This window comes from Neobacillus sp. plas4 (assembly GCF_057221695.1).
Map to the genome: position 1 here is coordinate 5,902,445 of NZ_CM170152.1, position 25,326 is coordinate 5,927,770.

Below are 25,326 nucleotides of genomic sequence, written 5' to 3' on the forward strand. Positions count from 1 at the left end.
TTACACCTCCACATCATACGGTTCATAATCTTTACGCAGTGGATAGCCAACCCAATCTTCTCCAAGCATAATCCGATGTAAATTTGGATGTCCGGTAAACTTAATACCTAGTAAATCATAAGTTTCGCACTCAGGCCAGTCCGCTCCTGCCCAAATTGGCTGCAAGGACTCGATTGTTGGTTCATCGCGGTCTATCTTCACTTTTAATGCCACTGATTGGCGATTTTTGTATGAGAATAAGTGCACATACACTTCCATATGTGTTACAAAATCTGTTCCATGAAGCTCAGATAGATAATCGAATCCAAGGAGCTCATTGTATTTTAAAAATTGTGCTACCTTGAAATATGTATCTTTCTTCGCAACAAGTGTTGGAACGTCCTTCGATAATTTATTAATATAAGAATCTTCTAAAACATCAGATCCAAGGTTTTCTTCAATAACCTTCCTGTACTTATCTAAGAAATGCTGGTTTGGTGATGGTTCCGCAGGTGCAGTTTCAGCTGCTGCTGTGTCGCCGCCTTTTCCAGCTGCTTTTGCCTTGGCTGCCGCTGCTGCCTTTGCTTTCGCTACTGCTGCTGCTTTGGCTTTGGCTTTTTCATCGTCACTCGCGCCAGCTCCGTCTCCTCCAGCTGCTTTCGCTTTTGCCGCTGCTGCTGCCTTTGCTTTCGCTGCCGCCGCTGCTTTGGCTTTGGCCGCCGCTGCCGCTTTTGCCTTTGCGTCATCTCCAGCAGGTTCTTCAACTGATGCTTCTCCACCGGCTAGCTCCATGGCCTTGCGCTTCGCCGCTGCCGCCGCCTTCGCTTTTGCCACCGCCGCTGCCTTTTTCTTCGCGAGGTCATCACTGTCATTCCCTGCTCCTGCTTCAGCATCTGGTGTTGACGTCTCTTCAGCTGGTGCATTTCCCGCAGCTAACTCCATCGCTTTTCGCTTTGCTGCTGCTGCCGCTTTTGCTTTCGCTACCGCCGCTGCCTTCTTTTTGGCAAGGTCGTCGCCATCCTCCGCTGCAGGGGCCTCTTCTGCTTGAGCCGAATCAGACGATACAACTTCCTCCTCTATACCTTCGCGCTTCTTCTTAGCCAGTGCAGCCGCCTTTGCCTTCGCTGCTGCCGCTGCCTTTTTCTTTGCAAGGTCTGCGCCATCCTCCGCTGCAGGGGCCTCTTCTGCTTGAACCGGATCAGATGGTGCAGCTTCCTCCTCTATACCTTCACGCTTCTTCTTAGCCAGTGCAGCCGCCTTTGCCTTCGCTGCTGCCGCTGCCTTTTTCTTTGCAAGGTCTGCGCCATCCTCCGCTCCTGCAGGCGTACCCGCTGGCTGAGTTGAAGTTGGTTCTGCTGGCTTCACTTCCTGACTTAAACCTTGTTCAGAAGGTTTGTCCTGCTGTGATTCCGTACCGGCTGCCTTCGCTTGACGCTTCGCTAATGCTGCCGCTTTCGCCTTCTCAGCCGCTTCCCTTTTTAATTGATCGAGATCCTTTTCCCCGCTCATCGGTTAGATCACCTTCTTCCCAGTCTTCGCCTCATAGCGAATCTTTTCCTTTAATTTATTAATTCCATAAATTAATGCGGCCGGGTTCGGCGGGCACCCAGGAATATAAACATCAACAGGGACAATCTGGTCGACACCCTTTACAACCGAATATGATTTCACATATGGACCACCCGCAGTAGCGCAAGATCCCATCGCAATCACCCATTTCGGTTCTGGCATTTGATCATACAAACGGCGTACAATCGGTGCCATCTTCTTGGTAACGGTACCAGAAACAATCATACAATCCGATTGTCTTGGTGATGTTCGAAAAATGGTCCCAAACCGGTCAAGGTCATAGTTGGCTCCACCCGTACCCATCATCTCAATCGCACAACAAGCCAGACCAAAAGTCATTGGCCACAACGAATTACTTCGTGCCCAAGCCTTTATTTGCTCCAGCGTCGCGAAAAATACATTTCGTTCTAACTCTTTCATTTCCTGTGGCGTCAGGTCATCTAGTTTTAAGTCCATCGTAGCACCTTCTTCTTCCAGGCGTAGATTAAGCCTATTAATAGCATAACGACAAAAATCAACATCTCAATTAACGCAAAAACTCCAAGCTTATCATAGGCAACCGCCCACGGATATAAAAATACAGTCTCTACATCAAAAATAACAAACATAAGGGCAAAAATATAATAGCGGACATTGAATTGTACACGAGAATCGTGAAATGGATCAATACCGCTTTCATATGTGGTATATTTTTCGACACTCGGCTTATGAGGACGTAAAAATTTACCTAAAAATAAAGCCACCAACGGCAGCAGCACCCCTAGACATAAGAACACGAAAACAATCAGATAATTATTCTGATATAAATTCAAAAGTTCCATGTCCATCCCCTCCAATGTTGTAAATTTTCTTAACAATGAAACTTGTAACCGATAACATTATAGCATTGTTACAAACTTGTGTCGACAACACCACCTTAATAAAAATTGAAAATTCTATTGCCGCAAAACTTCCCATGCCAAACGTTTGGGAGCTCGCTCACAAAAACGTCTTGGCATGGGGAGTTTTGCAAGCGGACGCGAAAGCGGAAGCGCAATGTGCGTTAGTACATGGCAATAGAATTTTCAATTTTACCACAAAACTGGTTTTGAGACACAAAGGCCCCACCCCCTGAGCGTTGCGTGATCTCGCAGAAAGGGCTCCCAGGAATCACTTCAGAGATGACGCAAAAGCGAATTGATACCCCTGTACATAGGTGCACGTGATCTGAAGCGTAGCGGAAGATGACGTGCCTAGTAATAGGCCCGCAAGAGCCGGGATTTCCCTCCATATCGACATTTAACAACAAAAAAATGGAAATGTCAGTGAGAATTGTCATAAAAAATACACTAACTAGTAACCAAGCCTACAAAACATCAATTTACAAACATCTACTTGTACCACCATCATATTCAAGATTACCCAAATCATTCAAAACTTTCTATTAAAATGGAATAAATATAATGAACATCCTACTAACTTCCTATAAAAGCCAGTCGAAAGACTGGCCATCGTCATATTCTTCCCACTTGCCCTTTCGAATTCCCTCACCTTCCATTCAAATCAGCTTTGATACTTGCCGCCCAACCTCCTACCCGCCATTTCACTCCCTCCACCTGCCTAATTCAACCTCATACCTGCCTCTTACCTTTTTTCACCTGCATAAACCCATTGTTTACCTGCCTAACAAATTCCCACACCTTACAAACACCGAAAAAGCCAGTCGTAAGACTGGCCATCGTCATCTTCCTCCTCTGAAATCCATAATTTCCCCACACCATCCATTCAAACCAGCTATAAAACTAGCGGCCCAACCTCCTCCCTGCCATTTCTCCTCCTCTACCTGCCTAATTCAACCTCTTATCTGCCTCCAACCTTCTTTCACCTGCATAGACCCATTGTTTACCTGCCTAACAAATTCCCACACCTTTCAAACACCGAAAAAGCCAGTCGTAAGACTGGCCATCGTCATTTTCTTCCTCTGAAATCCATAATATCCCCCTCACCATCCATTCAAACCAGCTATAAAACTAGCAGCCAAACCCCCTACCTGCCATTTCTCCCCCTCTACCTGCCTAATTCAACCTCTTACCTACCTCTAACCCTCTTTCACCTGCCTAAACCCATTGTTTACCTGCCTAACAAATTCACACACCCTACCAAACAACGAAAAAGCCAGTCGTAAGACTGGCCATCGTCATCTTCTTCCTCTGAAATCCATAAGTTCCCCCACACCATCCATTCAAACCAGCTATAAAACTAGCGGCCCAACCTCCTACCTGCCATTTCTCCCCCTCCACCTGCCTAATTCAACCTCTTACCCGCCTCTAACCTTCTTTCACCTGCCTAAACCCCTTGTTTACCTGCCTAACAAATTCACACACCCTACCAAACACCGAAAAAGCCAGTCGTCAGACTGGCCATCGTCATTTTCTTCCTCTGAAATCCATAATTCAACCCTTACCATCCATTCAATCCAGCAAATACTTGCCGTCCAACCTCCTACCTACCATTTCTCCTCCTCCGTTGACCATAGCCCAAACTCCAACTACTACCAAATCCAAACACAAAAAACCCCCGCCAGTCCAAAGACCAGCAGGGGTTTGTATCATAACTATTATTGTTTTCCTGTAACCGATAAACGGTTGATGGCACGTTGCAGGGCAAGCTCGGCACGACGGAAATCGATGTGTTCCGTCTTCTGATCTTTCATACGCTGCTCGGCACGTTCTTTCGCTCTATGTGCACGTTCCACGTCGATATCCTCTGCTTTTTCAGCGGCTTGAGCAAGAATCGTTACCTTTTCAGGACGAACCTCAAGAATACCGCCAGTGACAGCAACAAGATCGTCTTGTTTAGCTCCAGACTTCTTGAGACGCACAACGCCAATTGCCAAAGGAGCAACCATTGGGATATGTCCAGGTAAAATACCTAATTCACCACTTTGAGCCTTCGTAACAACCATTTCCACATCTGACTCATACACCGGGCCATCGGGAGTAACAACACTGACTTTTATCGTCTTCATTTTTTACCCTCCTGACAGGCTTTAGGCCTCTACACCCATGCGTTTTGCATTTTCCACTGCGTCTTCAATACGTCCAACTAAGCGGAATGCGTCTTCTGGAAGGTGGTCATACTTACCTTCAAGGACCTCTTTGAACCCACGAACCGTATCTTTTACTGGAACATAAGATCCTGGCTGACCAGTAAACTGTTCAGCAACGTGGAAGTTTTGTGATAAGAAGTTTTGGACACGACGTGCACGAAGTACCACTAACTTATCATCATCAGAAAGTTCATCCATACCAAGGATCGCAATGATATCCTGTAATTCACGGTAACGTTGTAAAGTTGATTGTACTTGGCGCGCTACATTGTAATGTTCTTCCCCAACGATTTCAGGTGACAATGCACGAGAAGTAGAAGCAAGTGGATCCACCGCAGGGTAGATACCCATTTCAGATAGCTTACGCTCAAGGTTAGTCGTTGCATCTAAGTGAGCGAAAGTAGTAGCCGGAGCCGGATCCGTATAGTCATCGGCTGGTACGTAAATCGCTTGGATTGAAGTAACAGAACCTGTTTTAGTAGATGTAATCCGTTCTTCTAATTTACCCATTTCAGTAGCAAGAGTTGGCTGGTAACCTACCGCAGAAGGCATACGGCCTAATAGCGCCGATACTTCCGAACCTGCTTGCGTAAAACGGAAAATGTTATCGATGAATAACAATACGTCTTGTCCTTGCTCATCACGGAAATATTCAGCCATCGTCAAACCAGTCAAGGCAACTCGCATACGTGCTCCTGGCGGCTCGTTCATTTGTCCGAATACCATCGCTGTTTGCTTGATAACGCCTGAATCCGTCATTTCATGATAAAGGTCATTACCTTCACGTGTACGCTCACCAACACCAGCGAATACAGAAATACCGCTGTGCTCTTGTGCGATGTTATTGATCAATTCCTGGATTAAAACCGTTTTACCTACACCGGCACCACCGAACAGACCAATCTTACCACCCTTAATGTAAGGTGCAAGCAAGTCTACTACTTTAATACCCGTTTCAAGAATTTCTACCTCAGTAGAAAGATTTTCAAAAGTTGGTGCTTCACGGTGAATCGAATCTCGGCGTTCACTCGCTGGAATTTCTTCTTTAAGGTCAATTGCTTCACCTAATACGTTAAATACACGGCCAAGAGTTACGTTACCAACCGGTACAGAAATCGGAGCCCCTGTATCAAGAACGTCCATTCCACGCATTACACCATCAGTGGAAGCCATTGCAATTGTACGAACCGTATCATCACCTAAATGAAGGGCTACTTCAAGGGTTAAGTTGATATCAACTTCAGTTTGACTTTGCGCTTTGTATTCAATTCGCAAAGCGTTATAAATCTCAGGTAATTGGCCGTTTTCAAACTTAACGTCAATAACCGGACCCAAAATCTGAAGAACGCGTCCTTTGTTCATCATTTTCCCTCCTATCTTACTTTTTCACAAAATCCCTTTTAAAAAGGGATCTAGTGAATCACACTTTACTAGTCATAGTCCTGAAATGTAGTCGGGAACGATGAACTCATTCCCGCCCAGCAAGACTTAATAAGGCCCCCAAGTGGGGTTCATTTTTAAAAAAGTTGGTTTTTGAAAGGGTGTTCCCCCGACAAAAATTATTGTCTAGCTCCAGCGCCTAGGGGCTCGGGGTCATAAGCCAATCCGTCAAGAAGGTTAAAGAGCAACCTTCTCGCCGGCTCGTCTTATGCCTGTCGCCCCTGGTCAAGGCACTTCCGCTTTTCGTTCTATTCTAGTGCCGCCGCACCGCCGACGATTTCCGCAATTTCTTGTGTAATCGCTGCTTGACGGGCACGATTGTATATTAATGAATAATTTTTGATCATTTCTTTCGCATTATCAGTAGCATTTCTCATCGCAGTCATCCGAGCAGCATGCTCACTCGCTTTACTGTCTAATAGAGCACCATAAATTAAGCTCTCAGCATATTGAGGCAGGAGAACTTCTAAAATTTCTTCTGCAGATGGCTCAAATTCATACGATGTAAGTTTTGTAGAAGCCGAGATATCCGTTAGTGGAAGCAGCTTTTTCTCGATTACTTCTTGAGTAATTGCACTTTTATAATGAGTGTAATATACGTAAAGTTCATCGAAGGTTCCATCGGAGAACATACCTACAGTACTACTGGTAATGTCTTTAACGCTTTCGAAGCTTGGCTGATCGGATACACCAACAATATCAAGAGTGACATTGATTCCGCGTTTAACAAAAAAGTCACGGGCCACACGACCGATTGCAATAATCGCATACTCATCTTTCGACTTGTGACGTGATTGGATTGTTTGGAATACACGACGGATAACATTACTGTTATAAGCGCCAGCAAGACCACGGTCAGATGTCATAACAATATATCCCGTTTTCTTAACAGGACGAGATTGCAGCATTGGATGATTGACTCCATTGCTTCCCATTGCGACAGCTGCGGTAACTTCCTGGATTTTTTCCATGTAAGGAACAAATGCTTTTGCATTCGCTACTCCACGATTCCATTTAGCTGCAGAAGTCATCTCCATTGCTTTGGTAATCTGACTCATCTTTTTTGTAGAATTAATACTATTTTTTATATCGCGTAATGATGCCATAGGTTCTCACCACCCTCTTACAAAGAATGTTGTTCGGGGCTACAATGGTGGGAAAAGGGTGACAGGCACGCTTTTGTAGTGCCTGTTTCCCTTTTCCCAACCACCTTCGCCATCAAATATTGTCAGACCCTACTTATTCGGAAACTGCGAACGTCTTTTTGAAGGCGTTGATTGCAGCAGCCATATCGTCATCAGAAGGAAGATCTTTCGTCTTCACAATATGGTCTAACAAGTCTTTGCGGTTGTGGTCTAACCAATTAAGGAGTTCAGATTCAAAACGACGGATATCCGTTAATGGAATATCATCAAGGAAACCGCGTGTTAATGCATAAAGGATTGCAACTTGCTTTTCTACAGAAAGCGGCTTGTGAAGATCTTGTTTTAGAACTTCAACGGTGCGGGCACCGCGGTTAAGCTTCGCTTGTGTTGCTTTATCAAGGTCAGAACCGAATTGAGCAAATGCTTCTAATTCACGGTAAGAAGCAAGGTCAAGACGTAATGTACCTGCTACCTTCTTCATCGCCTTGATTTGCGCGGATCCTCCTACACGAGAAACGGAAAGACCTGCGTTGATCGCTGGACGTACTCCGGAGAAGAATAAGTCAGATTGTAAGAAAATTTGTCCATCTGTGATGGAAATAACATTTGTTGGGATATAAGCAGAAACGTCACCTGCTTGTGTTTCGATAAATGGCAATGCTGTGATTGAACCTGCACCTAATGTGTCGTTCAACTTCGCTGCACGCTCTAATAAACGGGAGTGCAAGTAGAATACATCCCCTGGATATGCTTCACGACCTGGAGGACGGCGAAGTAATAGGGAAAGCTCACGGTATGCAGCCGCTTGTTTGGATAAATCATCATATACGATTAATACGTGCTTACCGTTATACATAAATTCTTCAGCCATTGCAACGCCCGCATAAGGAGCTAAGAATAACAATGGAGCTGGTTGTGAAGCAGAAGCCGTTACAACAATTGTGTAATCTAATGCTCCATATCTACGTAATGATTCAACGGCACCACGTACGGTTGATTCTTTTTGACCGATAGCAACGTAGATACAAATCATGTCTTGACCTTTTTGGTTCAAGATTGTATCAATTGCAACAGATGTTTTACCTGTTTGACGGTCTCCGATAATTAACTCACGTTGACCGCGTCCGATTGGAACAAGCGCGTCAATCGCTTTAATACCTGTTTGTAATGGCTCATGAACGGATTTACGAGCCATAACGCCTGAAGCTACTGCTTCAACAGGGCGAGTTTTTGTAGTATTGATCGGACCCATACCATCAACTGGTTGTCCTAAAGAGTTAACAACACGACCAATTAGTTCCTCACCTACTGGAACCTCCATGATGCGTCCTGTACGACGAACCTCGTCACCTTCTTTAATTTCAGTGAAAGGTCCAAGAATGATAATACCAACGTTATTTGCCTCAAGGTTTTGAGCCATACCCATAACGCCGTTTGAAAATTCAACAAGTTCTCCAGCCATGACATTGTCGAGGCCATGAACACGTGCGATACCGTCACCAACGGAGATAACTGTACCGACATCACTCACTTGAATTTCAGCCTGATAGTTTTCAATTTGCTGTTTTATCAGGGCACTAATTTCTTCAGCTTTGATGCTCATGAGTTTCACCCCTATCTACGAATCTTAGCTTAATAATTTGCGTTCTAAACGGTCTAGCTTTCCGCGCAAAGACCCGTCGTATATACGGTTTCCGATTCGGAGCTTAATGCCGCCGAGCAATTCGGAATCCACGATATTTTCAATTCTTAATGATTTCTTTCCAATCTTTGCAGCAAACGTTGCAGAGATTGCTTCGCGTTCTGCTTCGGTAAGCTCACGCGTGCTGTAGACATCAGCATCGGCAATTCCTGACTCTTCATTCGCTAATTCAAAGAATTGGTTCGCTACTTCGATGACCTCATCTTCACGATGGCGATCAATCAAGAGCAATAGTGTATTCAGTACATATGGATTAACGGTTGTAAAAGCGGCTGATAAAATCTCTTTTTTCTTATCCATTGAAAGCTTTGTAGACTTTAAAACTGCTTTTAAATCGCTATTGTATACAAATACTTCTTTCACTACACGAAGTTCTTCTTCTATTACTCCAAGAAGCTGCTGTTCTTTAGCGATTTGAAAAAGAGCCAACGCATAGCGTTTTGCTACCATGGAGTTGCTCATCGCTGATCTCCTGCCTCTTGAATATATTCGTTAATGAGTTTATCTTGGTCTGCTGCATTCAATTCTTTTTCAATAACTTTAGAAGCAATTAATACAGACAAGGAAGCAACTTGTTCACGAATAGCGGCAACTGCCTTTTCTTTCTGCTGCTCGATTTCAAGCTTAGCAGATTCTTTCATGCGGTCCGCTTCAGTACGAGCGACTGCAATGATTTCTTCACGCTGAATATCGCCTTGCTTTTTCGCATTTTCAATTAAAACTTGCGCTTCGGAACGAGCTTCTTTTAATAGAGAGCGCTGCTCTTCTAATAGCTTTTTAGCTTCTGTGCGGCTTTGCTCTGCAGCTGAAATTTCACCCGCTACATGATCTTCACGCTGTTTCATGATGCCCATTAAAGGACCCCAAGCGAATTTTTTCAGCAATGCCATTAAGATGATGAACATCACAAGCTGGAAAACTATATCTCCCCAGTTCACACCAGTATGGGCTGCTGCACCTAATACAAAACTATTTGTTAACACCCGCGATTCACTCCTTTCAAGGTCTTTCCCTTAAACCAACCTCTATATCAGTCGAAATAATTGTCGAAATCAATCGTTAATGCCCAGTATTGAACATAAACGAATGGCGAAGGTTCTCACGAATGATCTTCGCCATCTTCATAAACGCTACTAAGCGCGTTCGATTATTGACCTTGAACCATGAACGCGATAACAACCGCGATGATAGGAATCGCCTCAACTAACGCAACCCCGATGAACATTGTAGTTTGAAGTGTACCGCGTAATTCTGGTTGACGAGCCATACCTTCTACTGTTTTTGATACGATAAGACCGTTACCAATACCTGCACCTAGTGCTGCTAAACCAATTGCGATTGCTGCTGCTATTAAACCCATTGAAAATTTCCTCCTTTAGTGTATGAAAAAATAAATACATATATTTTTGTTCTTATAATTAAGAACGGTTTATCTTAATGGTCGCTGCTCACTTTGTGAGCTAAGTACACCATTGTTAACATACAGAAAATAAATGATTGGATGGCGCCGACAAAGACTGAGAAGCCAAGCCACACGAGCGTTGGTAGTGCAGCGGCGATTGTTCCGCCCACACCGGTTGCTAAACCAGCCGCGAGTAAACCTAATAAAATTTCCCCCGCATAAATGTTTCCGTAAAGACGGAGACCTAGAGTCAGAGTATTTGCAAACTCTTCAATAATTTTTATTGGGAACATGAACCAGAATGGTTTAAAGAATTCCCTTCCATATGCTCCTGCACCTCTCATTTTGACACCATAGAAGTGCGATAATCCCACTATCAATGTGGCTAACGTCAAGGTAACAGCCGGATCTGCTGTTGGTGATTTCCACCAAAGTACTCCGTCCACAACTACCGAGAATGGCAGTCCCAGCATATTGGATACAAAGATATACATGATGATGGTGATTCCGAGTACATGGAACCGTCCGCCATCTTTCCAATCCATCGTACTGTTAATGATGTTTTTAACAAAGTCCATGACCCATTCCATGAAGTTTTGGATTCCGGTTGGTTTCATGGCCAGATTACGAGTAGATAGGATGGCAATCAAAAAGACAATGGCACTTGCTATCGTAATCATCAAAACGTTTGCTAGATTAAATTGGAGTCCAAGAAACGTAACTATTGGAGCTTCATGATGCAACAGTATTCACCTCGCTTCCCCCACTATTTATGTAAAAAGTAATTGTGACTAAAAAAATCTATCATAATGACAATGTAGGATGTCATTAATCCTATAACCACACTAATGAGATGGAATTGCTCAGGGTACCTCATTGTGATGACAATCGCTAAAGCACCGGTTGCCATTCGTGAAAAAGATCCAAGTGAACGAAGTTGTCTTCCTTCAGCTGCTGCTTGTCCGGCTTTGTCGATTTTTCTCGCCATCAACCACAAATTAAAGAGGCTCAAACTTGTCCCAAGAATCAATCCAAGAAAGATTGATTGATGCGCAGTGAACCCCCAACCAAGCACATAAAAAGACAATAAAAAAAACATCCACTTTCGCTGTCGGATAAACATTGTTTGAAATTCCTGCATGGTTGTTTTAATCTCCCGAGTTGAACTTGCGGATTGTAACGAGCATTGTGTAAATACCAGTTGCTAAACCGATAAACAATCCAACTATTAAGAAAATTGGCTCTGTACCCCACTGTTTATCCAGCCATCGGCCCGCAAAAAGACCGATTAAAATCGATCCAACTAAGGACGCCAGAATGGTGGACATTAAGGCATAGGCTTTAAATGGATTGCGGTTTTCCTTACTCATAAGTATCGCATCCCCGCTATATGAGAATACAAAGTTCGAGGTAGTATGTACAAAGAAAAACAGGTAGAAATTCTGAGGATTCTGTCGATTCATCTGAAAACCCTCTCATTTTATACCCTTTGTTAGCATACAATAGCAATTCTGCAATGTCAATGAATTTACGTGAAAATATCCACAATCTATACTGCGTAATTTCTTCCAATTGGAAGTTTAAGTTAACACTATTATTGTAGTGTATACCACCCTAACTTTTCCGCTGAAATTGTGACCATTTTGTGAACAAAATGATAAACGGTGGTGCATTTTTCCTTTTACTGTGCACCACCATTTTTTTACTCGCCACTTATTATCGAACCACTTCCCCAATCACAATCATTGTTTCAATAAAGTCTTCCTTCCCCGCCTTTTTCGCGAAGACTTTAGCCAGGTAGACACCATCAGGTGGAAGAGCATCAGCTGTTATGAGACCGTTAATTAATCCTTTTTTTACATTTTGGTTGGTAGCTAAAAAGCCAACAAATCGGAAATCATCCGGATTGAATAGGGCAATTCCAAACTCCTCTGCTCCGCCGGGAAGGTAGACCTCGTATTGGTAGGTTCCTTCTTGGTCGCCATCCTTAAAGTCAAATCCCATTACCCTTGGGTAGTTCGGCTCTTCCAGCACATAGATATAAGGTATTTGAATCGAATTGGCCCCCGCATGAATCGTCAGATACCCATCATGAATTTTTCCTTTTAATTGCGCTGGATCTACTTCTAATTCAATTTTAACATCGCGCTTCCCGCCTGCCTCAACTGTGAACGCCATGGGGAAACGCCATTTTAAGCCATCTTTATTCTTCGGGATATCAAATGTGTAACGCACCGGCTTATCACTGAGATTTTCCACATTCAAAAAAGCTTTATGAATATCGCCTTCACTTTCATATTTACCAAATCGGAGCGAACTTGGGGTGACCAGGGATGTTGCTTTCACTGCCTCTGTGACTTGAATTCTTCCTGCCCCCTGTTCATATGTCCGATAAAGCTTGCCATTTTTCAATAATGGTTTGGCCGTATTCATCAGTGCAGCCTTAATTTGTTCAGGTGTCCACTCTGGGTGCGCTTGTTTAATTAGAGCGCAGGCCCCTGCCACATGCGGCGCTGCCATGCTGGTCCCCTGTAAAGACATATATCCTCCTGGAATCGTCGAGTTAATGGCCACACCGGGTGCCACAATATCCGGCTTTACCTCCCAGGTGTCGGTCACCGGTCCTCTTGACGAGAAGTCTGCAAGCAAATCCCTTTCCTGGCTGACAGAAATACCTGCCAATGAATCGGTTTTACTTTTTAATAGCTCCCCCTCTTTCTTTGTTATGGACCCCACCGGGATATCCATCGGCGCTTCCAGATTCCCCATAAAGCTCCCGCTTAAATTATTGTAAATGATGACACCCTTGGCTCCAGCCTCGCGGGCATTTTTCGCTTTTTCAGAAAAAGTAATCTTTCCTCTTTTAATCAAAGCAATTTTCCCCATAACATTCTTTAATTCTTCTTTTGTTCCGATACCAGCTTCCACAATGGACAGGGAACGATCAAGCTTCCAACTACTCGACCCCTCCAGCGGCTGGATCCGCATTTTATCCCGGATTCCTTCTATTAATAAGTAAGGGATTTCAATCGTTGGAGTTGAAGCCCCAACCGAGATGGCTTTTGAGGCTGTTCCTGGGGAACCGACACTCCAGACATTCGGACCTGAATTTCCCGAAGCGGCAATCGCGACAATCCCTTTCTCTACCGCTCTATTCAGTGCCAAGCTGATCGGCAGGTCGGGACCGTTGATGTCATTACCCAGCGAGAGATTCATAATATCGACTTTATCTTTCATCGCCTGTTCGATGGCGGCCAGCACATTCTCCGTTGTTCCGCCGCCGCCAGGTCCGAGGGCACGGTACGCGAGAATTTTTGCTTCCGGAGCTACTCCTTTTAATTTTCCATTCGCCGCAATAATTCCTGCCACATGGGTGCCATGGACTGTAGCTCTTCCGATGATTTTGGTTTCCATCGGATCGGTGTCATTATCAACTAGATCATGCCCGCCCGCAAAATTCCGTCTCAAATCCGGATGGGTGTAATCCACACCGGTATCGATGACGCCAACGGTTACACCTTTCCCCGTCAAACGGCGATTTTGTTTATCAAAAAGGCCTCGAATCTCGTCGCCGCCAATAATTTTGACACTTTCCTCGGTTTGGACCTTATATTCGTTTATCGGTGAAACGCTAATGATTTCTTTGCTGTTCTGCCCGAGTTTCTCAATCGACGCTGGGTTTCCTTCTACCGAAAAGCCATATATCGCTTCTTGAAAAACGCGGCGCAAATGAATGTCCTTATAGGGTTTAATCATTTGTTGAATATCCTGAGGGGATTGCTGGTTTTTAAGCACCACAATGGCAATCCTTTGTTTTGGAATCGGAGGTGTCTCAAGCGACCTCGCGGATGTAGTTGTTTGGAGGGAGAAAATCATTACCAATAGAAGTGTCCATTTTTTCATGTAAAAAATTCCCCTTTTTTCATATCGTTTTCTTTATGAGGGGAAAGTATGCAGTTTTTTGGTAGAAAGTATTTGGTACTGCGTTTTGTGCCGGTGGAGGGGAGGTTAAGGCATTCCAGAAGATATTTTGCTTGAGTGGAGGTAATCTCTAGATACTCAGCCAATTGTTTCCTTGTGATTGTCTGATTGTAAAGGAGGAAATAATCACTTATCGCTGAGATATGCGCTGTTTTAGAAATGGTCTGACAATCAGAACACCGCCAGCTTGCTGATATGAATTCCATCGTTTTTTTGCAAGTTATACACAGTGCGCTAGGTTTCAATTCATCTTGAGAGAGATTGTATTTTTGGAGAATGTCTGTAATGAGGATAGTGTGTTCATTTAAGAGGGTATCTGACAGGTGGGCAAGATTCTTTTTAGGTAATCGGTGTTTTTCATATTTTTCTTCTAATTCTCTGATCTTATCAAGCAATGATTCCGCATAAATTAATTTTCGAAAAATTTGTAGGTTGTCAGGGGATGTTTCAATAATTGTAGACGTTTTACTAATTACCACTAGATGCCCCACCGGAATCCCTTTGAATTGGTGACCCTTCAACCAATTATTAAATTGGAGATGATGCCTTTTCACCTGCTGTATTGGATTATCCATGCCTTCTTCTAGGTCATTGAGTTCCCTCGTCATCAGGTCCGATCCCTTATTAAACTTCAATTTACCTGAGATATTTTTCACTTCGATTATTAGGATAAACTTAGCAGATACCAGTAACACATCCATCTGGAACCAGTTTTTATCCTTCAATCGCAATCCATGATAGATATAATAATCATCTTCAGTAAAAACGAAAGGTAATAACCTGCTGCCTGTTCCCCATAATATCCCTTCAGCCACGCTTTTAAATCTTTTTCAACAGTAGACATCATTGGGTGTCTTTTTGGCATTCTTTTTAGTAATGCGATACATTGTTCCGCCTGAACTGGCAGCTTTAACTCCAACATAATCAACTAAACATCACCTCTTTTTCATAATAAGAGGTTAATTCAATTTTTTTGGTCATTTCCCTGCGAACATAATAAGGAGATACGGTGAACTTTTAGTGGGCTCTCGGGGGGAAAATGTGTTTGGACATTTTTTTGAGTGTTTTGGATAAATTTCTGGTGGTTTTGGACAATTACCTGATGGTTTTGGCGAAATTTCTGTGTCTTTTGGACATTTTTCAAAGAGTATTGGACAATTAGACAATTTTCGGTAAAAAATTAAACAAAAAACACGCAGAAAACCCACCCAAACACAAAAAAGCCAAGCAAACATGAAGTCCACTCAGCCAACTAAACCTATCCTATTTCGTCCCAAACAACCGATCTCCAGCATCACCTAAACCTGGCACGATGTAACCATGGTCATTCAGCTTTTCATCTAACGCAGCAATATAGATGTCAACATCAGGGTGTGCTTCCTTCACAGCTTCCACGCCTTCTGGGGCCGCAATCAAACACATAAACTTAATGTGTTTCGCGCCGCGCTTTTTCAAGCTGTCAATGGCCACATTCGCAGATCCGCCCGTAGCCAGCATCGGATCGACCACGATGAATTCACGTTCTTCCACATCACTTGGAAGCTTAATATAGTATTCCACCGGCAGTAATGTTTCTGGATCACGGTATAAGCCGACATGGCCAACCTTGGCAGCCGGAATTAATTTTAAAATTCCATCCACCATTCCAATTCCCGCTCGCAGGATTGGGACAATCCCGATTTTCTTTCCAGATAACACCTTTGATTTTGTCAGACAAACAGGCGTTTCAATTTCGATATCTTCCAGTGACATATCCCTTGTGATTTCAAATGCCATAAGTGTTGCCACTTCGTCTACCAATTCACGGAACTCTTTCGTTCCTGTATTTTTGTCACGAATGTATGTAAGCTTGTGCTGAATAAGTGGATGGTCGAAGACGTATACCTTTGCCATACTAATCGCCCCTTTTCGAAAATTTAACTCCGTCTCATTTTACAGAAAAACTTTCTAAGTAGCAACTAGAGCACAAAAAAGAAATCGACCCTAATCAGAGTCGATTTCAAAATGCTTAATATTCAGGATATAGCGTGAATTTACCTGTCAAGTTCTCAACACGAGCAGCCGCTTCCTTCAGCTTCGCTTCGTCTTCATGGTTCTTTAAGGTAAACGCAATGATGGAAGCAATTTCATCCATATCTTCTAAGCCAAAACCACGGCTTGTAACAGCAGCAGTACCAATACGAATACCGCTTGTTACAAATGGACTTTGCGGATCAAATGGGATTGTATTCTTATTAACTGTAATCCCCACTTCATCAAGAACTTTTTCCGCAACCTTACCAGTTAGGCCTAACGTCTGCATATCTAAAAGAAGCAAGTGGTTATCTGTACCGCCGGAAACCAACTTGATGCCTTCCTTCTCTAAACCTTCTGCCAAACGCTTTGCATTGGCAATGATTTGACCAGCATATTCTTTAAAGCTATCTTGAAGCGCCTCACCAAAAGCAACAGCCTTTGCAGCAATAACATGCATAAGCGGTCCGCCTTGGATACCAGGGAAGATGGATTTGTCAATTTTCTTGCCAAATTCCTCTTTGCATAAAATCATTCCGCCGCGAGGTCCACGAAGGGTTTTATGTGTCGTAGTAGTTACAAAATCAGCATACGGAACTGGATTTTGATGAAGGCCTGCTGCCACAAGTCCAGCGATATGAGCCATATCAACCATTAAATATGCGCCGACTTCATCTGCGATTTCACGGAATTTCGCAAAATCAATTTCTCGTGGATACGCACTTGCACCTGCAACAATCATCTTAGGTTTGTGTTCGCGCGCTTTTGCTAAAACATCGTCATAGTTGATTCGATGCGTCGTTTCATCCACACCATACTCAACAAAGTTATATTGAACACCACTAAAGTTAACTGGGCTGCCATGCGTTAAGTGGCCGCCATGTGAAAGGTTCATACCAAGCACTGTGTCGCCTTGTTCAAGAACAGTAAAGTATACTGCCATGTTGGCTTGTGCACCAGAATGCGGCTGAACATTTACGTACTCCGCACCGAAGATCTCCTTCGCACGATCGCGGGCAAGGTCTTCTACAATATCCACATATTCACAACCGCCATAATAACGGCGGCCTGGATAGCCTTCTGCATATTTGTTTGTTAACACAGATCCCTGTGCTTCCATTACCGCTTCACTAACAAAGTTTTCTGATGCTATTAATTCAATTTTTCCACGCTGGCGTCCTAATTCCTGTTGAATTGCTTCAAATACCTGCTTGTCCTGATTCGACAAATGCTTCATGGTAATCCCCCCTGTATGTTTGAATCGTAATTAACATTTTGAAAATTTCCTCTATATAATAGCACGTTTCTCTCTAAAAGAGAAATGGGGATTTCGGAAAATCCTCACTTTTTTTATTTTCAACCGTTTAAAGATAGACTGAATTCGACATTATCCGAACGTTTACACGAATAAACCAATTGAACATTCGTTTTTTAACTAACTGCAACTTGTATTTCCCTTCGTCTTTTCATAGACAGCTCTCGCACCGCCAATAAGCTTTGGCCGTGTTTTCGCTAACGTTACATGCGCATGTCCTACTTTTTTCTGGGAAACTCTTATCGGTACCGCAACATGCTTCAAGTGCATACCGATGAAAGTGAGCCCAATGTCGATTCCGGCATCTGCTTTCAAAAATTCAACAACAACAGCATCCTCTAAATTTTCAAACGCAAAGGTTGCCATCGCCCCGCCTGCCTTACGAACCGGAACCACGGATACCTCGTCCAACGCCTTAGCCTCTGCTACAACTCTTTCAACAACAAGCGCCCGGTTCAAATGCTCGCAGCATTGAAACGCTAAACTAACACCCGTTTCTTGTGCGAACAAACGCAACTGACGGAAAATCATTTCCGCCACTTCAACCGTTCCAGATGTTCCAATTTTCTCACCCATTACCTCACTGGTGCTGCAGCCAACCACAAATAACTGACCACGCTTTAATGAAGCCTGGGCTTGAAATTCCGAAAGAATACTTTCAAGCTCTTTTTCCCATTCTTGAATCATTGTCATCATCCTATTTGTTTTCGTAATTGCTGATTTTCCCAACACGAGTGGCATGGCGGCCGCCCTCAAATTCACCAGTCAACCAAATCTGTGCAATATCACGTGCAAGTCCTGGTCCAATCACACGCTCACCCATTGTGAGGATATTGGTGTCGTTATGTGCACGTGTTGCCTTGGCACTAAATGTATCGTGCACAAGAGCACACCGGATTCCCTTTACCTTATTTGCTGCAATGCTCATCCCAATTCCCGTTCCACAAATCAAAATCCCTCTTTCAAATTCACCGCTTGCCACCTTTTCCGCAACCGGCAGGGCATAATCCGGATAATCGACAGATGTTTCACAATCACAGCCGAAATCCTGATATTCAATTCCAAGCTCGTCCATTAAATTGGCAATTTCCTTCCGAATATTGACACCGCCATGATCAGACGCTAACGCTACTTTCATAATTAAAAACCTCCTGTTATGATCCCTTTTAACCTACTATATAACTGAACTTTGATGACTGTCCAGCTCCAGAATCCTTCTGCTATTCTGACTTAATATTGACATACCCGTAAAAAAATATAAAGCCCTCATCACTGAGAGCTTTGTATTTTTTCAATTGCTTTAGTAATTAATTGATCCAATTCCTGATAGGTCTCCTGATAGATGGCCAAGCTGCCGCCAAACGGGTCGACCACATCGACATAAAATTCCTCACCAGTAAATTCCTTTAACGTAAAAACCTTATCTGATGTTTCAGGATATTGCTGCAGAATGGCATACTTGTGGGAAGCTGTCATGGTTAAGATTACATCTGCCCATCGGACAGCTTCAGTGTCAAGCATAGTAGAGGAGTGATCGTGCTCGATTTGATGGTCATCGAGCACCTTTTTGGCGTGAGCAGATGCCTCACTCCCGGTTGCTGCATATATTCCCGCCGACTTGACTTCAAAACCGTCAATATTTTTATTTTTTAAAATTGCTTCTGCCATTGGACTTCTGCACGTATTACCTGTACACACAAACAAAATGCGCTGCATACTGCCCCTCCTTTCGATATGTACTATTTTACCATGCTTTATCTATAATGAAAAAAGGCCTTTAAAAACCGGATAAAGTAATTTGATTCCAAATGCTAACAGAATACTGCCTCCAAGCGCAGTGCTATACGAGCCAAGCCAGCCTTGTGCTTTTTTTCCGAGCAGCAGCCCTGCCCACGTTAACACCGTTGCAACTGCGCCAAAGCAGATAATGACCAACAGCGTTTTGGCCCCATATATCCCTAACGTGAGCCCCAGTGAAAAGCTATCAAGACTGACACTTGTTGCAAAAATGATCAGGCCAAATCCAACTGGCGTCATAACCGATTGCTCACCTTTTCGAAGGCTTGACCATACCATTTGCGCCCCAAGCACAATCAGCAGCAATCCTCCAACGATGGATGCAAACGTTCCAAATTTATCGGATAAAAATTTTCCTGCAAGCATGCCGACAAGTGGCATCCACACATGGAAGAAACCAATGGTGATTCCGATTTTAAATATTTGCCGCAGCCTTAACTTGAACATTCCCATTCCTAGACCAACAGAAAAGGCGTCCATTCCCAGCGCAAACGCCATTAACAACAGCGTCACTAATTCTCCAATCATCCCGTACACTTAAACCTCGACCCCCTCGGACTTGCCCTGATTTAACATATGCACGTCCAAAGGGTTTTAGAATTATAAAAAAACAGGCATCCCTCCATGGGACACCTGCCGTTTATTCGTGGATAATTTTATTCCCTGCCGCCTTTTGCAGCCGGTTCATGATCGCATGGCCAACACCTGTATTCGGAAACATTTCGCTAAAAATGATATCCACTTTTTCTTGGTTAAAGTTCCTTAACGTTTCATACAGAGCTGTGGCTACACTTTCAAGCTCACTTCTCTTTCCGCATGCAATGGTAACGTCGCCGTGATAGTACTCCACACTTTCTTCCGTTGCCAGCACCCCGACTCGCAGCCCCTCATTTTGCTTTTCTTCTATTAAACGCCGCAGGAACTCCCTGCTTCCATTCACCAGAAAAAGCGGTGCGTTCGGTGCATAATGCTGATACTTCATCCCCGGAGCTTTCGGCTTAGAAGCTTCATCGCTTAAGGCCGCGTCAAGATGAACCTCACCAATCACAGTCTCAAGCTGCTCCTTCGTTATCCCGCCTGGACGCAAAATAATAGGAATTTCTTCGGTGCAGTCAAGAACCGTCGATTCAACGCCCACACCCGTCGGTCCGCCATCAAGCACACCGGCAATTTTCCCATTTAAATCCTCAACCACATGCTGTGCATTCGTCGGGCTAGGCTTCCCCGAGCTATTTGCACTTGGAGCTGCAATCGGCAGCCCGCATTTTTTTAACAGCGCAATTGCCACAGGATGGTCCGGCATCCTGACAGCGACCGTATCTAAACCCGCCGTAGCCTTTTCCGACAGGACTCCATCTTTCTTTTTAAAAATAATGGTTAAAGGTCCTGGCCAGAACCTTTCCATTAGGATTTCAGCTTTTTTAGGAAGCTCGGTAACAAACGCGTTGATCTGATTTTTATCCGCAATGTGGATAATCAGTGGATTATCACTCGGTCTGCCTTTGGCAGCAAAGATTTTTTCCACAGCTTCATCACTTTCCGCATTTCCTCCAAGTCCATAAACCGTTTCCGTCGGCAGTGCTACCACTTCATTTTCCTGTAAAAAATGAGCGGCTACCACAACCTGTGGATTATTTTCAAGGTTATCCACATATTTATCCACTATCCAGATTTTTGTGTTCATAATTATCCACCTTTTTTCTGAAGCGCAAATGTTATCGAATTTTGCCGAATTTAGGCTCTTTGTCTCATATTACCTTTGAAAGTATATTAGATGGTGTGTATAAACACAACCCCTTATCCACAAATTGTGGATAACTTACTGGAAAAAGTGGATAACTTTGTGGATTCCATCCACAATTATAGTGAAAATTTTAAAAATAACGAGTTATCCACATTTAAAATGTGTTTTATGTGTTCTAAGGTATAAAGCTCTGCAGGTAATTCGTCACGCTCTACCTTCTCGAAACCTAGTAAATCGAAAAACGGCACTGTCGCTCCTTTATTGGTTGCCAAAAACAAACTTTTCATGCCTTTTTCTTTTGCTAATTGCATCATTTGGGTAATCAACAGGACGATATCCTTTTCTGCCTGACCTGGTGAAACGACTAAGGAACGTAATAATCCACAGCCTTCGATCACCTCCATCCCCAGTGTACCCTTGATGGCCCCGTTCTCATCCTCCAGCAATAAAAAGTATTCTATCGTTCCCTCTGTTAAACCATCACTCCCAAGGTTCGCTCTCGTTAGAAACTCTCTTAAAGTGCCCAAATCCTCTTTGTTTGCACAGCGAATAAGTCCTTGCATGTCTACCACCTCTTTTAGTTTATACTCTATGATTATGAATAATTAAGAGAACTAGAACTAAATACATGCAAAAACTAGTAAAAATAAACAACCAGCCTCATTTTTGAGACTGGCTGGTAGATATCGGCGTTACTTTCGTTTTATCTGCGATAAATGAAATATATCTGCGTTCATTCCAATATATCTGCGCTAATTGAATTATATCTGCGATGACCCTTATCTGAAAATACTATCAAACATCTCAACAACAAAGAATTTTACTTTTACAGGCTTTTCATCCTCTGCAGTATAAACTGGAGCTATTTTTTCTTTCTTTGCTTCCTTTTTTACTTCCGTAACCTTTTCCGTTTCTTTTTCTACTACTGGTTGTACATCCTCTTCAGTATCCTCTGCTACTACCACTTGTTTTTTCTCTGCTACAACCGCTTGCTTTTTCACTTCTACTTGTTCTTCCTCGGTAACTTCTTCTACAATCCTTTTAGAAGGAGCTTCTTTCCTTACAGGAGCAGCCTCTTCTTTTACCTTTTCCTTCGTCACGTTGGAAACTTCCTCTTCTATAACCTTCTTCTTCGGCTCATCGGAAACTTCCTCAGCAACCGGTTCCTTTTCTACCTTTTTCTCAATCTCTGCCGCTTGAGCCGTATGGCTATCCTCAAAACCATCACTCTGTACCGCTACTCCATTTGAAAAATCTAAGAAACATAATGGCGGGTATAACACACACCACCAATTGGCGCCTGTCCCTTCACCTAGTGTTATCAAGATTGCTTGGTACTCCCCAGCTGGATATAAAAACTCACCATATAATTTAGTAGGAAACTGAACCTTACCAAATTCTACTTTTACACTCTGTGTCGATCCCTGCTCCGCCACAACCTTTTCCGCAATGTTTTGTACCTCCGGCAACTTCGAAGTCAGTACACTTTTCGCTTTTTCCAATGATGTTAACTCCTGAACCCACAACGTGATTTGTTCATTCACCTCGTCACGGACCATTCGTTTAATCTCCTGATCTTTTGCACTATCACTGTTTGCTAGAATCCGGAGCCTGATGGCCTCCGCCGGAATCACAACCGAGTCCTTCGCTAACGCTTCCGTTTTAGGTATATATAAATTCAATATCGTTCCCAACGATAATACGATTAAATAAGACCAAACCAATACTTTACTATTCATTCTCCGCACCGTCCCTTCACTATCCTCATTGTGGACAAATACAAAGAATCTTAAACTATTAAATTTTAAAAAATTCTAGTTTCTAAAGTAAAAAAGTATGCACCAATGATTATGGTACATACTTCAATATTCCATGTGGGTAAACGAAGAATTTCCGCTTAATATTAGCTGGTCTGCTGATTTCGCACCTGTTGTCATTAGGGGTCCGTACTTAACGGTTGAGGGAGTTCAGGGTAAGCACCCGAGCGGATAATAGATGGAGAAATTCCGCTTAATTCGTATTTATAATAAAAAAGAGCATAAATAGACGGAGAAATTCCGCCTATTGACTTTAAAACTTCGAAAATGGGAGATTTTGTTTTACATAACCGGAAAAATACGCTTATTTACTCCGAAATGAGCTCCATTCTGCATGTAACCGGAAAATGTCCGCTTATTTTAATTTTGCTGGTTACTCGATTACAGACATAATAACTCTAAGACGAATTTTCGTTATTCACTAATTTCCGCAAACACCATCCGGTCCTTGCCATTAATATCATTAAGAACTTCTACCTTCACATTTCCAAACGCTTTTTTAAAAAGGTCGGCTACCGCCTCCCCCTGTCCGGCCCCAATCTCAAAGCCAACCAGCGCGCTTGGTGCTATTACTTCGGGCAGTTCCACCATAAAGCGGCGGTAAAAATCAAGTCCATCCTCACCAGCAAATAAAGCCCGGTGCGGCTCATGCTCAGTGACCACTACTGACATCGTACTAATATCACTTAATGGGATATAAGGGGGATTCGAGATCACCACATCAAGCTTCTGCCCGCGAAAGGGCTGAAGTAAATCCCCTTGCACAAACTGGACGTCCGCTTCGAGCTGCTTAGCGTTTTCTCTTGCGACAGCTAATGACTCTTCTGCAATATCGGAGGCATAGACCGTTAATGACGGCTGCTCAAGCTTTAAACTAATCGCAATCGCCCCGCTGCCTGTCCCAATATCCACGACCTTTAATTCCCGTTTATTGATCCGCTTCAACGTTTCATAGACGAGTTCTTCGGTTTCCGGTCTCGGAATGAGGACCTCTTCATTTACGAAAAAGGTCCGTCCATAAAACTCTTCGAAACCGATTATGTATTGAACCGGCGTTCCTTTTACATGTTCGGTGACACCTGCTTCAAACGCTTCCCATTGAGAAGGCTTGAGATCATCCCGAACATTGGCAAATAGCTGCGCCCGTGACATCCCGGTGATATGACGCAGCAGCAACTCGCCGGCATTTTCATCACGATTGGCTTCTTTTAAAAAAGAAGAAGCCCATTGCAGAGCTTCATAAATCTTTTTACTCATCTGAACCACTTTCGAGCCTGCTCGTTTGATCTTCTAACGTTAACGCATCGATGATTTCATCGAGCTTGCCTTCAATGATTTGATCGAGCTTCTGAAGAGTTAAACCAATACGATGATCGGTTACACGATTTTGCGGGAAGTTATACGTACGAATACGTTCAGAACGGTCACCGGTACCAACCGCAGATTTACGAACAGAATCATACTCCGCCTGCGCTTCCTGCTGGAATTTATCATAGACGCGCGCACGTAGTACCTTCATCGCCTTGTCCTTGTTCTTGTGCTGCGATTTTTCATCCTGGATGGATACAACAATTCCCGTCGGAATATGTGTTAAACGAACCGCTGACATCGTCGTGTTAACAGACTGCCCGCCGGCACCGCTGGAAGCAAACGCGTCAAAACGGATATCTTTATCATGAATTTCCACTTCCACATCTTCTGCTTCCGGTAAGCATACCACGGTCGCCGTCGATGTATGAATCCGTCCGCCGGACTCTGTTTCCGGTACACGCTGCACACGGTGAGCGCCATTCTCAAACTTCAATTTAGAGTAGGCACCTTGCCCATTGATCATAAAGCTAATTTCCTTATAGCCGCCAAGACCTGTTGGATTGGCGTCAATCAATTCCGTTTTCCAGCCCTGCGCTTCTGCATAACGGCTGTACATGCGGTAAAGGGTACCCGCAAACAAAGCTGCTTCCTCGCCTCCGGCAGCACCGCGGATTTCAAAGATAACGTTCTTGTCATCGTTCGGATCCTTCGGAATCATCAGGACCTTCATTTTTGCTTCGAGTTCCTCAATTTGCTTTTCTAGCTCATGAACTTCTTCCTTGACCATTTCACGCATTTCCGCGTCGAGCTTTTCCTCAAGCATCGCCTTGGCATCGTTGAACTGTTCACGGACCTCTTTATATTCACGATACGTTTGTACAGTCTCTTGTATATCAGATTGTTCTTTTGAATATTCACGAAGTTTTTTTGAATCATTAATGATTGTTGGATCGCTCAAAAGCTCATTTAATCTTTCATAACGATCTTCAACAGATTGAAGACGATCAAACACAGTTACCACCT

27 protein-coding genes and 1 pseudogene are annotated in these 25,326 nt (G+C 43.5%); all 28 read right to left on the reverse strand.

Annotation, left to right across the window (positions count from 1 at the left end):
* Entirely contained in the window at positions 1–1,488 is a 1,488-nt protein-coding gene (locus tag AC2TFD_RS29370; RefSeq protein WP_335569551.1) for an NADH-quinone oxidoreductase subunit C, read from the reverse strand.
* A 3-nt stretch (positions 1,489–1,491) separates the two neighbouring features.
* The gene (locus AC2TFD_RS29375; RefSeq protein ID WP_335520234.1) at positions 1,492–2,004 is read right to left on the reverse strand and encodes a NuoB/complex I 20 kDa subunit family protein; all 513 of its coding nucleotides are present in this window, start codon (positions 2,002–2,004) and stop codon (positions 1,492–1,494) included.
* Positions 1,995–2,369 (reverse strand): NADH-quinone oxidoreductase subunit A, encoded by a 375-nt coding sequence (locus AC2TFD_RS29380; RefSeq protein WP_063254613.1) that lies wholly within the window; start codon positions 2,367–2,369, stop codon positions 1,995–1,997. The genes AC2TFD_RS29375 and AC2TFD_RS29380 overlap by 10 nt, the downstream gene beginning before the upstream one ends.
* Before the next feature lie 1,775 nt (positions 2,370–4,144).
* Positions 4,145–4,555, reverse strand: a complete 411-nt coding sequence (locus AC2TFD_RS29385) for a F0F1 ATP synthase subunit epsilon (RefSeq protein WP_335569552.1) — start codon at positions 4,553–4,555, stop codon at positions 4,145–4,147.
* 21 nt (positions 4,556–4,576) lie between these two features.
* Positions 4,577–5,998: a F0F1 ATP synthase subunit beta gene (atpD, locus tag AC2TFD_RS29390; RefSeq protein WP_335569553.1), complete on the reverse strand. Its 1,422-nt coding sequence runs from the start codon at positions 5,996–5,998 to the stop codon at positions 4,577–4,579.
* Positions 5,999–6,324: 326 nt separating this feature from the next.
* On the reverse strand, positions 6,325–7,182 hold the full coding sequence (gene atpG, locus AC2TFD_RS29395) for an ATP synthase F1 subunit gamma (protein WP_484674642.1): 858 nt from the start codon (positions 7,180–7,182) through the stop codon (positions 6,325–6,327).
* A 133-nt stretch (positions 7,183–7,315) separates the two neighbouring features.
* Positions 7,316–8,824 (reverse strand): F0F1 ATP synthase subunit alpha, encoded by a 1,509-nt coding sequence (gene atpA / locus AC2TFD_RS29400; RefSeq protein WP_335508942.1) that lies wholly within the window; start codon positions 8,822–8,824, stop codon positions 7,316–7,318.
* Between the two features lie 24 nt (positions 8,825–8,848).
* Positions 8,849–9,385: a F0F1 ATP synthase subunit delta gene (locus AC2TFD_RS29405; RefSeq protein ID WP_335508940.1), complete on the reverse strand. Its 537-nt coding sequence runs from the start codon at positions 9,383–9,385 to the stop codon at positions 8,849–8,851.
* Positions 9,382–9,906 (reverse strand): F0F1 ATP synthase subunit B, encoded by a 525-nt coding sequence (locus AC2TFD_RS29410; protein WP_335508939.1) that lies wholly within the window; start codon positions 9,904–9,906, stop codon positions 9,382–9,384. The genes AC2TFD_RS29405 and AC2TFD_RS29410 overlap by 4 nt, the downstream gene beginning before the upstream one ends.
* A gap of 164 nt (positions 9,907–10,070) precedes the next feature.
* Complete coding sequence (gene atpE / locus AC2TFD_RS29415) at positions 10,071–10,283, reverse strand: F0F1 ATP synthase subunit C (RefSeq protein ID WP_335508936.1); 213 nt, start codon at positions 10,281–10,283, stop codon at positions 10,071–10,073.
* 74 nt (positions 10,284–10,357) lie between these two features.
* A complete protein-coding gene (gene atpB, locus AC2TFD_RS29420) occupies positions 10,358–11,068 on the reverse strand; it encodes a F0F1 ATP synthase subunit A (RefSeq protein ID WP_335508934.1) in 711 nt (236 codons plus the stop codon).
* Positions 11,069–11,091: 23 nt separating this feature from the next.
* Positions 11,092–11,466 carry an ATP synthase subunit I gene (locus AC2TFD_RS29425; protein WP_335508932.1) on the reverse strand — a complete coding sequence of 125 codons (375 nt, stop codon included), beginning with the start codon at positions 11,464–11,466 and terminating at the stop codon, positions 11,092–11,094.
* Between the two features lie 7 nt (positions 11,467–11,473).
* Positions 11,474–11,695, reverse strand: coding sequence for an AtpZ/AtpI family protein (locus AC2TFD_RS29430; RefSeq protein ID WP_335508960.1), 222 nt, complete (start codon positions 11,693–11,695; stop codon positions 11,474–11,476).
* Between the two features lie 346 nt (positions 11,696–12,041).
* Positions 12,042–14,228, reverse strand: a complete 2,187-nt coding sequence (locus AC2TFD_RS29435; protein WP_484674643.1) for a S8 family serine peptidase — start codon at positions 14,226–14,228, stop codon at positions 12,042–12,044.
* Entirely contained in the window at positions 14,225–14,785 is a 561-nt protein-coding gene (locus tag AC2TFD_RS29440; protein ID WP_484676394.1) for a hypothetical protein, read from the reverse strand. Before AC2TFD_RS29440 ends, AC2TFD_RS29435 begins: the two co-directional genes overlap by 4 nt.
* A 48-nt stretch (positions 14,786–14,833) precedes the next feature.
* Positions 14,834–15,007: pseudogene (locus AC2TFD_RS29445) on the reverse strand (nuclease-related domain-containing protein); the annotation flags it as partial.
* A gap of 20 nt (positions 15,008–15,027) precedes the next feature.
* Positions 15,028–15,234: a hypothetical protein gene (locus AC2TFD_RS29450; RefSeq protein WP_335508929.1), complete on the reverse strand. Its 207-nt coding sequence runs from the start codon at positions 15,232–15,234 to the stop codon at positions 15,028–15,030.
* A gap of 335 nt (positions 15,235–15,569) precedes the next feature.
* Complete coding sequence (gene upp, locus AC2TFD_RS29455; RefSeq protein WP_335508926.1) at positions 15,570–16,199, reverse strand: uracil phosphoribosyltransferase; 630 nt, start codon at positions 16,197–16,199, stop codon at positions 15,570–15,572.
* Between the two features lie 115 nt (positions 16,200–16,314).
* On the reverse strand, positions 16,315–17,556 hold the full coding sequence (gene glyA / locus AC2TFD_RS29460) for a serine hydroxymethyltransferase (RefSeq protein ID WP_335508924.1): 1,242 nt from the start codon (positions 17,554–17,556) through the stop codon (positions 16,315–16,317).
* 198 nt (positions 17,557–17,754) lie between these two features.
* Positions 17,755–18,321: a TIGR01440 family protein gene (locus tag AC2TFD_RS29465; protein ID WP_484674644.1), complete on the reverse strand. Its 567-nt coding sequence runs from the start codon at positions 18,319–18,321 to the stop codon at positions 17,755–17,757.
* Between the two features lie 10 nt (positions 18,322–18,331).
* Positions 18,332–18,772: a ribose 5-phosphate isomerase B gene (gene rpiB / locus AC2TFD_RS29470; RefSeq protein ID WP_335508922.1), complete on the reverse strand. Its 441-nt coding sequence runs from the start codon at positions 18,770–18,772 to the stop codon at positions 18,332–18,334.
* Between the two features lie 131 nt (positions 18,773–18,903).
* Positions 18,904–19,350: a low molecular weight protein arginine phosphatase gene (locus tag AC2TFD_RS29475; RefSeq protein ID WP_484674645.1), complete on the reverse strand. Its 447-nt coding sequence runs from the start codon at positions 19,348–19,350 to the stop codon at positions 18,904–18,906.
* A gap of 42 nt (positions 19,351–19,392) precedes the next feature.
* Positions 19,393–19,959: a manganese efflux pump MntP gene (locus tag AC2TFD_RS29480; RefSeq protein WP_420489002.1), complete on the reverse strand. Its 567-nt coding sequence runs from the start codon at positions 19,957–19,959 to the stop codon at positions 19,393–19,395.
* 112 nt (positions 19,960–20,071) lie between these two features.
* Positions 20,072–21,115: an L-threonylcarbamoyladenylate synthase gene (locus tag AC2TFD_RS29485; protein WP_484674646.1), complete on the reverse strand. Its 1,044-nt coding sequence runs from the start codon at positions 21,113–21,115 to the stop codon at positions 20,072–20,074.
* Positions 21,116–21,291: 176 nt separating this feature from the next.
* Entirely contained in the window at positions 21,292–21,738 is a 447-nt protein-coding gene (locus tag AC2TFD_RS29490; RefSeq protein WP_335508914.1) for a GNAT family N-acetyltransferase, read from the reverse strand.
* Positions 21,739–21,954: 216 nt separating this feature from the next.
* Positions 21,955–22,914, reverse strand: coding sequence for a stage II sporulation protein R (gene spoIIR, locus AC2TFD_RS29495; protein ID WP_484674647.1), 960 nt, complete (start codon positions 22,912–22,914; stop codon positions 21,955–21,957).
* A gap of 492 nt (positions 22,915–23,406) precedes the next feature.
* The gene (gene prmC / locus AC2TFD_RS29500; RefSeq protein ID WP_484674648.1) at positions 23,407–24,249 is read right to left on the reverse strand and encodes a peptide chain release factor N(5)-glutamine methyltransferase; all 843 of its coding nucleotides are present in this window, start codon (positions 24,247–24,249) and stop codon (positions 23,407–23,409) included.
* Positions 24,242–25,315 (reverse strand): peptide chain release factor 1, encoded by a 1,074-nt coding sequence (gene prfA, locus AC2TFD_RS29505; protein ID WP_335508907.1) that lies wholly within the window; start codon positions 25,313–25,315, stop codon positions 24,242–24,244. Before prfA ends, prmC begins: the two co-directional genes overlap by 8 nt.
* Between the last annotated feature and the right edge of the window lie 11 nt (positions 25,316–25,326).

Coding starts and splice junctions, on each gene's coding strand:
- upp (WP_335508926.1), bottom strand. CDS start 16,199: ATGGCAAAGGTATACGTCTTCGACCATCCACTTATTCAGCACAAGCTT.
- rpiB (WP_335508922.1), bottom strand. CDS start 18,772: ATGAAAGTAGCGTTAGCGTCTGATCATGGCGGTGTCAATATTCGGAAG.
- AC2TFD_RS29465 (WP_484674644.1), bottom strand. CDS start 18,321: ATGATTCAAGAATGGGAAAAAGAGCTTGAAAGTATTCTTTCGGAATTT.
- prmC (WP_484674648.1), bottom strand. CDS start 24,249: ATGAGTAAAAAGATTTATGAAGCTCTGCAATGGGCTTCTTCTTTTTTA.
- AC2TFD_RS29370 (WP_335569551.1), bottom strand. CDS start 1,488: ATGAGCGGGGAAAAGGATCTCGATCAATTAAAAAGGGAAGCGGCTGAG.
- AC2TFD_RS29435 (WP_484674643.1), bottom strand. CDS start 14,228: ATGAAAAAATGGACACTTCTATTGGTAATGATTTTCTCCCTCCAAACA.
- AC2TFD_RS29480 (WP_420489002.1), bottom strand. CDS start 19,959: ATGATTGGAGAATTAGTGACGCTGTTGTTAATGGCGTTTGCGCTGGGA.
- AC2TFD_RS29485 (WP_484674646.1), bottom strand. CDS start 21,115: ATGAACACAAAAATCTGGATAGTGGATAAATATGTGGATAACCTTGAA.
- atpA (WP_335508942.1), bottom strand. CDS start 8,824: ATGAGCATCAAAGCTGAAGAAATTAGTGCCCTGATAAAACAGCAAATT.
- spoIIR (WP_484674647.1), bottom strand. CDS start 22,914: ATGAATAGTAAAGTATTGGTTTGGTCTTATTTAATCGTATTATCGTTG.
- AC2TFD_RS29490 (WP_335508914.1), bottom strand. CDS start 21,738: ATGCAAGGACTTATTCGCTGTGCAAACAAAGAGGATTTGGGCACTTTA.
- AC2TFD_RS29430 (WP_335508960.1), bottom strand. CDS start 11,695: ATGAGTAAGGAAAACCGCAATCCATTTAAAGCCTATGCCTTAATGTCC.
- AC2TFD_RS29405 (WP_335508940.1), bottom strand. CDS start 9,385: ATGAGCAACTCCATGGTAGCAAAACGCTATGCGTTGGCTCTTTTTCAA.
- AC2TFD_RS29425 (WP_335508932.1), bottom strand. CDS start 11,466: ATGCAGGAATTTCAAACAATGTTTATCCGACAGCGAAAGTGGATGTTT.
- glyA (WP_335508924.1), bottom strand. CDS start 17,556: ATGAAGCATTTGTCGAATCAGGACAAGCAGGTATTTGAAGCAATTCAA.
- AC2TFD_RS29385 (WP_335569552.1), bottom strand. CDS start 4,555: ATGAAGACGATAAAAGTCAGTGTTGTTACTCCCGATGGCCCGGTGTAT.
- atpG (WP_484674642.1), bottom strand. CDS start 7,182: ATGGCATCATTACGCGATATAAAAAATAGTATTAATTCTACAAAAAAG.
- AC2TFD_RS29375 (WP_335520234.1), bottom strand. CDS start 2,004: ATGGACTTAAAACTAGATGACCTGACGCCACAGGAAATGAAAGAGTTA.
- atpD (WP_335569553.1), bottom strand. CDS start 5,998: ATGAACAAAGGACGCGTTCTTCAGATTTTGGGTCCGGTTATTGACGTT.
- atpE (WP_335508936.1), bottom strand. CDS start 10,283: ATGGGTTTAATAGCAGCAGCAATCGCAATTGGTTTAGCAGCACTAGGT.
- AC2TFD_RS29475 (WP_484674645.1), bottom strand. CDS start 19,350: ATGCAGCGCATTTTGTTTGTGTGTACAGGTAATACGTGCAGAAGTCCA.
- AC2TFD_RS29380 (WP_063254613.1), bottom strand. CDS start 2,369: ATGGAACTTTTGAATTTATATCAGAATAATTATCTGATTGTTTTCGTG.